The organism is Streptomyces sp. NPDC101165, from assembly GCF_044768135.1.
Classification (GTDB): domain Bacteria; phylum Actinomycetota; class Actinomycetes; order Streptomycetales; family Streptomycetaceae; genus Streptomyces.
Window position 1 is genome coordinate 255,762 of record NZ_JBIWPG010000013.1, and the last position, 9,914, is coordinate 265,675.

At 68.8% G+C, this 9,914-nt stretch carries 3 protein-coding genes, 1 tRNA gene and 1 rRNA gene; 1 reads left to right on the forward strand and 4 read right to left on the reverse strand.

The features are described 5' to 3' along the window. Nucleotides 1-188 precede the first annotated feature (188 nt). Entirely contained in the window at nt 189-5,645 is a 5,457-nt protein-coding gene (locus ACIRVH_RS28255) for a HAMP domain-containing protein (RefSeq protein WP_403958559.1), read from the reverse strand. A 410-nt stretch (nt 5,646-6,055) separates the two neighbouring features. Between ACIRVH_RS28255 and ACIRVH_RS28260 the strand changes: the two genes are divergently transcribed. Continuing rightward, nucleotides 6,056-8,812 (forward strand): SpoIIE family protein phosphatase, encoded by a 2,757-nt coding sequence (locus ACIRVH_RS28260; protein WP_403958562.1) that lies wholly within the window; start codon nt 6,056-6,058, stop codon nt 8,810-8,812. Between the two features lie 73 nt (nt 8,813-8,885). On the opposite strand, the gene ACIRVH_RS28265 is transcribed toward ACIRVH_RS28260, so the two are convergent. The 3 genes from ACIRVH_RS28265 to rrf all read right to left on the reverse strand — a co-directional run. Beyond that, nucleotides 8,886-8,958, reverse strand: a tRNA-Thr gene (locus tag ACIRVH_RS28265). 84 nt (nt 8,959-9,042) lie between these two features. Then, on the reverse strand, nt 9,043-9,705 hold the full coding sequence (locus ACIRVH_RS28270; RefSeq protein ID WP_403958587.1) for a DegT/DnrJ/EryC1/StrS family aminotransferase: 663 nt from the start codon (nt 9,703-9,705) through the stop codon (nt 9,043-9,045). 114 nt (nt 9,706-9,819) lie between these two features. After that, nucleotides 9,820-9,914: ribosomal RNA gene (gene rrf / locus ACIRVH_RS28275) — 5S ribosomal RNA — on the reverse strand; the annotation flags it as partial.

Genomic DNA, 9,914 nt, shown 5'->3' on the forward strand with positions numbered 1-9,914 from the left:
GTAGCCGCACCCCGCCCGTCGCCACACCCTGTCACCGCGATGTCACTGTGCACGCAACGGAAACGCCGCGCGAGACCGGAAAGTTCCCGGAATCCAGGATTCCCACACGTCCCCGGCCCCCTCGGAACGACAACTCCGTGTGCACACCCAAGGTTCCCGCAGCGTTCACATTCGCGCCGGTCACCCCGTCACTCCTCACGCATCCACTGCCGCATGACCGTCAGCAGATGGTCCGGATCGACCGGCTTCGTCACGTAGTCGGAGGCACCCGACTCGATCGCCTTCTCCCGGTCGCCCTTCATCGCCTTCGCGGTCAACGCGATGATCGGCAGCCCGGCGAACTGCGGCATCCTGCGGATCGCCGTGGTCGTCGCGTACCCGTCCATCTCGGGCATCATGATGTCCATCAGCACGACCGCCACGTCGTCGTGCTGCTCCAGCACCTCGATGCCCTCGCGGCCGTTCTCGGCGTACAGCACCGACAGCCCGTGCTGCTCCAGGACGCTGGTGAGCGCGAACACGTTGCGGATGTCGTCGTCGACGATCAGCACCTTCTCACCGCCGAACCGCACCGCGCGGGCCTGCTGCGGCGCCCTCTCCTGCTCGCCGAGCGTCGCCCACTGCTCGGGGCGGTGCTCGACCGGCGGCAGGCTCCGGCGGCGGCGCCGGAAGAGCGCGGCGGCGCCGTTCTGCGTCTCCTGGTACGACTTCACCTCCGCCGGCGTCTCGATCTCCACGGCGGACAGCTCCAACGACAGCTCGGCCGCGGAGGCGACCAGCTCGCCGGCCTCCAGCGGGGTCACGGACTGCTGGTAGCCCTGCGGCGGCAGTTCGCTCGGGTGCAGCGGCAGGTACAGCGTGAACGTCGAGCCACGGCCCGGCTCGCTCTGCGCGTGGATCTCACCACCGAGCAGCTGCGCGATCTCCCGCGAGATCGACAGGCCGAGGCCCGTGCCGCCGTACTTGCGGCTGGTCGTGCCGTCCGCCTGCTTGAACGCCTCGAAGATCACCCGCATCTTGCTGGCCGCGATACCGATGCCGGTGTCGGTCACCGAGAACGCGATCAGCGGCGCGTCCGGATCGCTGAGCGAGCCGGCCTCCAGCAACTGCTCCCGGATGACCTGCGGCACACCGGAACCGGCAGGCCGGATCACCAGCTCCACCGACCCGGAGTCGGTGAACTTCACCGCGTTCGACAGCAGGTTCCGCAGCACCTGCAGCAGCCGCTGCTCGTCGGTGTGCAGGGTCGCGGGCAGCTCCGGGGAGACCCGTACGGACAGGTCCAGGCCCTTCTCCGCGGTCAACGGCCGGAAAGTGGCCTCCACGTAGTCCACGAGCTGGACGAGCGCGATACGCGTCGGGGAGACGTCCATCTTGCCCGCCTCGACCTTCGACAGGTCGAGGATGTCGTTGATCAGCTGAAGCAGGTCGGATCCCGCGCCGTGGATGGTCTCGGCGAACTCCACCTGCTTCGGGGTGAGGTTGGTGTCCGCGTTGTCGGCGAGCAGCTTGGCCAGAATCAGCAGCGAGTTCAGCGGCGTACGCAGCTCGTGCGACATGTTGGCGAGGAACTCGCTCTTGTAGCGCATGGACACCGCGAGCTGCTCGGCGCGCTCCTCCAGGACCTGCCGGGCCTCCTCGATCTCGGTGTTCTTCACCTCGATGTCCCGGTTCTGCCGGGCCAGCAGCTCGGCCTTCTCCTCCAGTTCGGCGTTCGAGGCCTGCAGCGCCTTCTGCCGGTTCTCCAACTCCGCCGACCGCTCACGGAGTTGCTCGGTCAGCTCCTGCGACTGCTTCAGCAGCAGCTCCGTCTTGGTGTTGACCGAGATGGTGTTCACGCTGGTCGCGATCATCTCGGCGATCTGGTTGAGGAAGTCCTTCTGGATCTGCGTGAACGGTGTGAAGGACGCCAGCTCGATCACACCGAGCACCTTGCCCTCGAAGAGGACCGGCAACACGATCACCTGCGCGGGCGGGGCCTCGCCGAGCCCGGAGGAGATCTTCAGATAGCCGCTCGGCGCGTTCTCGACCAGGATCGTGCGCTTCTCCTTGGCAGCCGTGCCGATCAGCGCCTCACCGGGCCGGAACGACGTCGGCATGGAGCCCATCGAGTAGCCGTACGAGCCGAGCATCCGCAGCTCGTAGCGGTCCTCGGCGTCGCCGCTGAGGTCCTGGTCCATCAGCGGCATCGTCAGGAAGAACGCGCCGTGCTGCGCGGAGACCACCGGGGTCAGCTCGCTCATGATGAGCGAAGCCACGTCCGCCAGGTCCCGGCGGCCCTGCATCAGCGCGGAGATGCGGGCGAGGTTGCCCTTGAGCCAGTCCTGCTCCTTGTTGGCGATCGTGGTGTCGCGCAGGTTGGCGATCATCTTGTTGATGTAGTCCTGCAGCTCCTGGATCTCGCCGGACGCGTCGACGTCGATCTTCAGGTTCAGGTCGCCGCGGGTCACCGCGGTCGCCACGCGCGCGATGGCACGCACCTGCCGGGTCAGGTTCCCGGCCATCTCGTTCACCGACTCGGTGAGGTCCCGCCAGGTGCCGTCGACGTCACGCACGCGTGCCTGACCGCCCAGCTGTCCCTCGGTGCCCACCTCGCGGGCCACCCGGGTGACCTCCTCGGCGAAGCTGGACAGCTGGTCGACCATCGTGTTGATCGTCGTCTTGAGTTCGAGGATCTCACCCCGGGCGTCGATGTCGATCTTCTTCGTCAGGTCACCCTTGGCGATGGCCGTGGTCACCATGGCGATGTTGCGCACCTGACCGGTCAGGTTGGACGCCATCTGGTTCACGGACTCGGTGAGGTCCTTCCACGTACCGGCCACACCCGGTACATGCGCCTGACCGCCCAGGATGCCGTCCGTGCCCACCTCACGGGCCACCTTGGTGACCTGGTCGGCGAACGAACTCAGCGTCTTCACCATCGTGTTGAAGGTGTCGGCGAGCTGCGCCACCTCACCGCTCGCCTCGATCGTCACCTGACGCGTCAGGTCACCGTTGGCGACGGCCGCGGCCACCTGGGAGATGTTCCGCACCTGCATGGTCAGGTTGTTGGCCATCAGGTTGACGTTGTTGCTCAGGTCCTTCCAGATGCCCGTGACACCCGGAACGTGCGCCTGGCCGCCCAGGATGCCCTCGGTTCCCACCTCACGGGCCACCCGGGTCACCTGCTCGGCGAAGCTGGACAGCTGGTCGACCATCGTGTTGACGGTCGTGACGAGCTCGAGGATCTCGCCCTTCGCGTCGACGGTGATCTTCTTGGACAGGTCGCCCTTGGCGACCGCCGTCGTGACCTCGGCGATGTTGCGCACCTGGATCGTCAGGTTGTTCGCCATGAAGTTCACGGACTGCGTGAGGTCCTTCCAGGTGCCGGAGACTCCCTGGACCTCGGCCTGACCGCCGAGGATGCCCTCCGTACCCACCTCACGGGCCACACGCGTGACCTCCTGGGCGAACGACGACAGCTGGTCGACCATCGTGTTCAGGGTGTTCTTCAGCTCCAGGATCTCCCCGCGCGCGTCCACGGTGATCTTCTGGGAGAGGTCACCGCGGGCCACGGCGGTGGCGACCTGGGCGATGTTGCGCACCTGGGCGGTGAGGTTTCCGGCCATGCCGTTCACGGAGTCGGTGAGGTCCCGCCACACACCGGCCACGCCCGGCACCTGCGCCTGACCGCCGAGCCGCCCCTCGGTACCCACGTCCCGGGCGACCCGGGTCACCTGGTCGGCGAAGGCGGAGAGCTGGTCGACCATCGTGTTGATGGTGTTCTTCAGCTCGAGGATCTCCCCGCGCGCGTCGACGTCGATCTTCTGCGAGAGGTCACCGTTGGCCACCGCCGTCGTCACCTGGGCGATGTTGCGCACCTGCGAAGTCAGGTTTCCGGCCATGAAGTTGACGGAGTCCGTCAACTCCTTCCAGGTGCCCGAGACACCGTCCACCCGGGCCTGACCGCCCAGCCGGCCCTCGGTACCCACGTCCCGGGCCATCCGCGTGACCTGGTCCGCGAACGAGGACAGCTGGTCCACCATCGTGTTCACGGTGTTCTTCAGCTGGAGCATCTCGCCAGAGACGTCGACGGTGACCTTCTGGGAGAGGTCACCGTTGGCCACCGCCGTCGTCACCTGGGCGATGTTGCGCACCTGACCGGTCAGGTTGCGGAACGCCGTGTTGACGGAGTCCGTCAGGTCCTTCCACGTACCGGCCGCACCCGACACCTGCGCCTGGCCGCCCAGTTCGCCCTCGACGCCGATCTCCCGCGCGACCCGGGTCACCTCGGCACCGAACGCCGACAGCTGGTCCACCATGCCGTTGACGGTGTTCTTCAGCTCCAGCATCTCGCCGGCCACGTCAACGGTGACCTTCTGCGACAGGTCGCCACTGGCCACGGCGGTCGTCACCGCGGCGATGTCCCTCACCTGTGTGGTCAGATTCCGGAACACCGTGTTGACGGAGTCCGTCAGGTCCTTCCACGTACCGGCCGCGCCCGGCACGTTCGCCTGCCCGCCGAGCCGTCCCTCTCCACCGACCTCGTTGGCCACACGCGTGACCTCGTCCGCGAAGATCCGCAGCGTCTCCGTCATCTGGTTGATCGTCTCGGCGAGCTGCGCGACCTCGCCACGCGCCGGAACCGTCACCTTCTGCGACAGGTCACCGTTCGCGACCGCCGTCGTGACCTGGGAGATCCCCCGCACCTGCGCGGTCAGGTTGCCCGCCATCGTATTGACGGAGTCGGTCAGCTCCTTCCACACGCCGGCCACCCCGGGCACCTGCGCCTGACCGCCCAGGATGCCCTCGGTGCCCACCTCACGGGCGACCCGGGTCACCTCGGAAGAGAAGGAGGACAGCTGCTCCACCATCGTGTTGACGGTGTTCTTCAGCTCCAGCATCTCGCCGGCGACATGGACGGTGACCTTGCGTGACAGGTCACCCCGCGCGACCGCCGTCGTCACCAGGGCGATGTCGCGCACCTGGGCGGTGAGCCGGTTCGCCATCGTGTTGACGGACTCGGTCAGGTCCTTCCACGAACCGGACATACCGCGCACCCGGGCCTGGCCACCGAGTTTGCCCTCGGTGCCGACCTCGCTGGCCACGCGCGTGACCTCGTCGGTGAACGTCGACAGCTGGTCGACCAGATTGTTGACGGTACGGCCGACCTTCAGGAACTCGCCCCGCAGCGGATGCCCCGTGCCGTCGGGCGCCTGGGTGCGCAGGTCCATCCGCGGCGACAGATCACCCTCGGCGACCGCCGTCAGGACCCGGCTGACCTCCGAGACGGGCCAGACGAGATCGTCGACCAGCGCGTTGGAGTTGTCGATCGCGGCCGCCCACGAGCCCTCGCAGGCGCCTGTTTCCAGCCGTTCCGTGAGCTTTCCCTCACGCCCGACCATGCGCCGCACCCGCGACAGCTCACCGGTCAGATGCAGATTCCGGTCGGCGACCTCGTTGAAGACCGCGGCGATCTCCGACATCACACCGTCGCCGGACACCGTGAGCCGCTTGCGGAAGTTGCCGTCACGCATCGACACGAGGGCCGCCAGCAGCCGGTTCAGGGCAGCCGTGTCCACGGCGGTGGTGCCGCCGTTCCTGCCCAGGGACGGTCCGCCCTTCGCGCGCGTCTTCGTGCCCCGCGTCCCTGCGCCAGACTCCACTGTGTCCCTCCCGAAGGGGTAGACCATCACTGCCGTGCTCACCGCGTCGGCCCGGCAGGCCGATCACCCGGCTTACCGAATACTTCCGCGTACTCGTTACTGTTCGGTATTTCTGCCAGACGAAATCCGGCCACACCAGGGGCTGCTGCCCTCCGTACACGGAACACACGCAACATGACCGGACCTTCATCAGAAGCTTGCCCAGTGTTTCACCCCGGCCGAACCAGGCCATAACAGTTCGGCAGCTTCGCACATCGTCCGCACACCCTGGGGGCGTAAACACCGGCGACCGGCATCCGCTCGGAGGGCGAAGGTAAGTAACCTTGCATGCGGCTGTCCAGCCACACCGGTCCGACCGGCCTGGGCGGTGGCACGAGCACGAGCGGGCATCGGAGGGGCGGCCGCAGACCATGACCACCGGACTGATCCCCGGGGGACATACCCCGGAGCCACGGCCGACGGGCGAGCGGATGCCGCAGCAGCGGCGCGAGCCGGTCGGCCACGCTGCCCTGCACGTCGACAACCGGCCGAGGAGTTCTGTGATCACCGCGCGCGCGGCCGCCAGTTTCGAGCCCGTCGGGCGATCCGTCGCGACCGCACGGTCCTTCGTCCGAGACACCCTCCAGGGTTGGGGCTTCGCCGACGTCGTCGACGACGCGGTGGTCCTCACCAGCGAGTTGGTGACCAACGCGGTGGTGCACGCGGGCACGCACGCGGAAGTGCTGTGCCTGCGCACCGAGGACGGCGTACGCATCGAGGTCTCGGACCGCTACCCGGAGCGCGAGGTCCCCCTGCAGGCCTCGCCGGCCTCCATGGGCAGCCCGGACCGCGAGGGCGGCCGCGGTCTGCAGCTGTGCGCGGCCCTGGCCGCCCGCTGGGGCGTGGACTACACCCCCACCCACAAGAACGTCTGGTTCCATCTCGATCTGCCCGAGCGTCCGGTCGGCACCCGCGCCGCCGGACCCTCCCTCCCCGCCGACCTCCTCCCGCTCGCCGACGGCCGGGTGCGCGTCGCGGTCCTCCAGATCGACCGGAAGGGCTCCATCAGCGCCTGGAACGAGGACGCGGAGGAGCTGTTCGGCTACCCGGCCCTCGACGTCATTGGCAAGCCTCTCACCGACCTCGCCGCCTGGCCGCACACCCCGGGCACCGGAACCGGCATCGCCGAGGCCCTCCAGCTCTCACGCTGGGAGGGCAGTTACGGCGTCCGCGGCTCCGACGGCCGCGTGGCCCCGGTCTACGCCTCCCACCTCAGGGTCCGCGACACCGGCGGCGAACCCTCCACCGTGTGCCTGCTGGTAAGGGACCACGAACGCGCCGTCCTGCAGACGCCGTTGCGCGTCCCCACCACCGACCAGACAACCGGCTCCGACGGCCAGAGCGCCGACCCCTTCGAGGTGTTCATCGGCTCCCCCGCCCCGGACGACCTCGACGGCCTCCTGCAGCGCACGGTCGAGCGGGCCCGCGACATGCTCGACGGCGACTCCGCGTTCCTGCTGCTGGCCACCGACGACGAGACCGAGTTGGAGGTCCGGGCCTCCACCGGCCTGCCCTCCGCCCGCCAGCGCTTCGCCCGCGTTCCGGTCGAGGCCGGCCCCGGCCGGTACGGCTCCGCGCGCATGCCCGCCGTCCACGACGACCTCACCGCCGTACCCGGCGCCGTACCGCTGCTGTCCGGCACCGGCATGCGCTCGGTCGTCACCGTCCCGCTGAAGGTCGAGGGCCGACTCACGGGCTCCCTCGGCGTGGCGGCCGAGGCACCCGGCCGGTACTCCAACGAGGAGGCGCTGCGCCTGCAGTTCGCCGCCGACCGCATCGCCCTGGCCGTGGAGTCGGCCCGCCTCGGCGAGCTGGAGCGGCTGCGCCGCGGCTCCCTGAGCTTCCTGGTCGAGGCCTCCGACCTGCTGGCCGGCACCCTGGACCGCGACCAGACCCTGGCCCTGATGGCCCAGATGACGGTCCCGACGCTGGCCACCTGGTGTGCCGTCTACACGATCGCCGACCAGGCCTCCGAGCCGTACCTGTCGTACGTGCTGCACGAGGACGAGGAGCTCATCGACGGCATCAAGTCGTTGCTGTCGAAGGTCCCCCCGCCCGACCCGGTACCCACGCCCGGCGCCCGGGTCTGGACCGCCCCCGGTGAGGTCGCCCACCAGGCGGCCCTGCGCTCCTCGATGCGCAGCCTCGGCCTGTCCGGCGGCCCCACCCACCAGGTCGCCTCGGGTATCGGCCCGACGCTCGCGACGGCCTCCGCCGTCGGCGGCGAGACGGTCGTCCTGCCACTCGTCGCCCGCAACCGCGTCATCGGCATGCTGACCCTGGGCAAGCCCACCGACGAGCACTTCCGGCAGGAGATCCTCGAACTGGCCGAGGACCTGAGCCGCCGGGCCGCACTCGCCCTGGACAACGCCCGCCTGTACTCGGAGCGCACGGCGATCAGCCAGTCCCTCCAGCGCAGCCTGCTCCCGCCCGGCCTGCCGCACATCGACGGCGTCGAGGTCGAGGTCATCTACCGCGCGGCCGGCGAGGGCAACGAGGTCGGCGGCGACTTCTACGACCTCTTCCCGATCGGCAACGGCGCCTACGGCTTCGCCATCGGCGACGTCTGCGGTACGGGCCCGAACGCGGCGGCGGTCACGGGCCTGGCCCGGCACGCACTGCGCCTGCTGGCCCGCGAGGGCCTGTCCGGCCCGGCAGTCCTCGAGCGACTGAACTCCGCGATCCTCGACGAGGGCGACCGCAGCCGCTTCCTGACGCTGCTGTACGGCGAGTTGCGGCCGCAGGAGGACGGCAGCGCCGAGCTCAAGGTGGTCTGCGCCGGCCACCCCCTTCCGCTGCGGCTGCGCCAGGACGGCACGGTGACGCCTGCGGCCGAGCCCCAGCCGCTGCTCGGCGTCATCGAGGACCTGGAACTGTACGAGGAGACGGTCACCCTCGACCCCGGCGACGTCCTCCTCTGCGTCACGGACGGTGTCACCGAACGCCGCGAGGGCACGCGCATGCTGGGCGACGACGGCCTCGCCGACGTCCTCACCACCTGCACGGGCCTCACGGCGGGCGCGGTCGCGGCGCGCATCATGCGCGCCGTGGAACGCTTCGCGTCCGACGCCCCGTCCGACGACATGGCGATCCTGGCGATGCGGGTCCCGGGGCTTCACAAGGACTGAGGCCCCCGGGCCCGCCCGGGCACCCGTACAAACGACGAAGGCCCCGCCCGATAGGGCGAGGCCTTCTTTGTCGAGCCCCCAAACGGAATCGAACCGTTGACCTTCTCCTTACCATGGAGACGCTCTACCGACTGAGCTATAGGGGCCTTGTCGTTTTCGAGGTTTCCCTCGTGGTGACAAGAAAAGCGTACCCCGAACAGGGCCGTTTCCCAAATTCGTTCGGTGCCCGTTCAGAAGGCGGGCTGGAGCAAACCCCCAAGGGCGTTGCAGGCAGAGACGATCCGCTGCATCTCACGCTTCGTCAGTGAGGCGTCCACGGGCAGCGCCAGCGTCTCGTCCGCGGCCCGCTCGGTCTCCGGCAGCGCCACACAGCGCCGGAATTCGGGCAGCCGGTGCACGGGCGTCTTCACGGGAACGCGGCACTCAACTCCCCTGGCCCGCAGGGCCCGGGCGAAGGCATCGCGATCCGGCCGGCCATTGCCCGGCACCCGCACCACGTACTGCTGGTAGGTGTGGCCGTCTCCCCCGTCCGGGGTGCTCACGCCCTTCAACTTGGCGTCGAGATAGGCGGCCCGCTCCCTGCGCTGCGCCATCTCGTCGTACGGCGCCTCGGACTCACCCTGTTCCAGCACGAGCAGCCCGTGCCGCTGTCCGACCTCGTGCAGCCGCGTGATGTCCGCGCCCCGGCCGAACCGGTGGACCACAATGACCGCGACGGTTCGAGGAGTTACGGCCGCTTCCACGGCCGACGGGTCGAGGCAGTAGGTGACCGGATCTATGTCGGCGAACACCGGAAGCGCACCCGCCAGGGTCACAGCCTCGGCCACTTCGACGTTCCCGAAGGCCGGTACGACGACCTCGTCACCGACTCCGACGCCGGCGGCCCTGAGCATTGCAGCAGTACCCATGTGCTGGATACTCCGTGCGCAACGTGAACGACACGTTAAGGAGAACGTAAAAAGGTCGGACCCTGAACCGAAGTTCAGGATCCGACCTTTTCAAAATTTGTTCGGCGGTGTCCTACTCTCCCACAGGGTCCCCCCTGCAGTACCATCGGCGCTGTGAGGCTTAGCTTCCGGGTTCGGAATGTAACCGGGCGTTT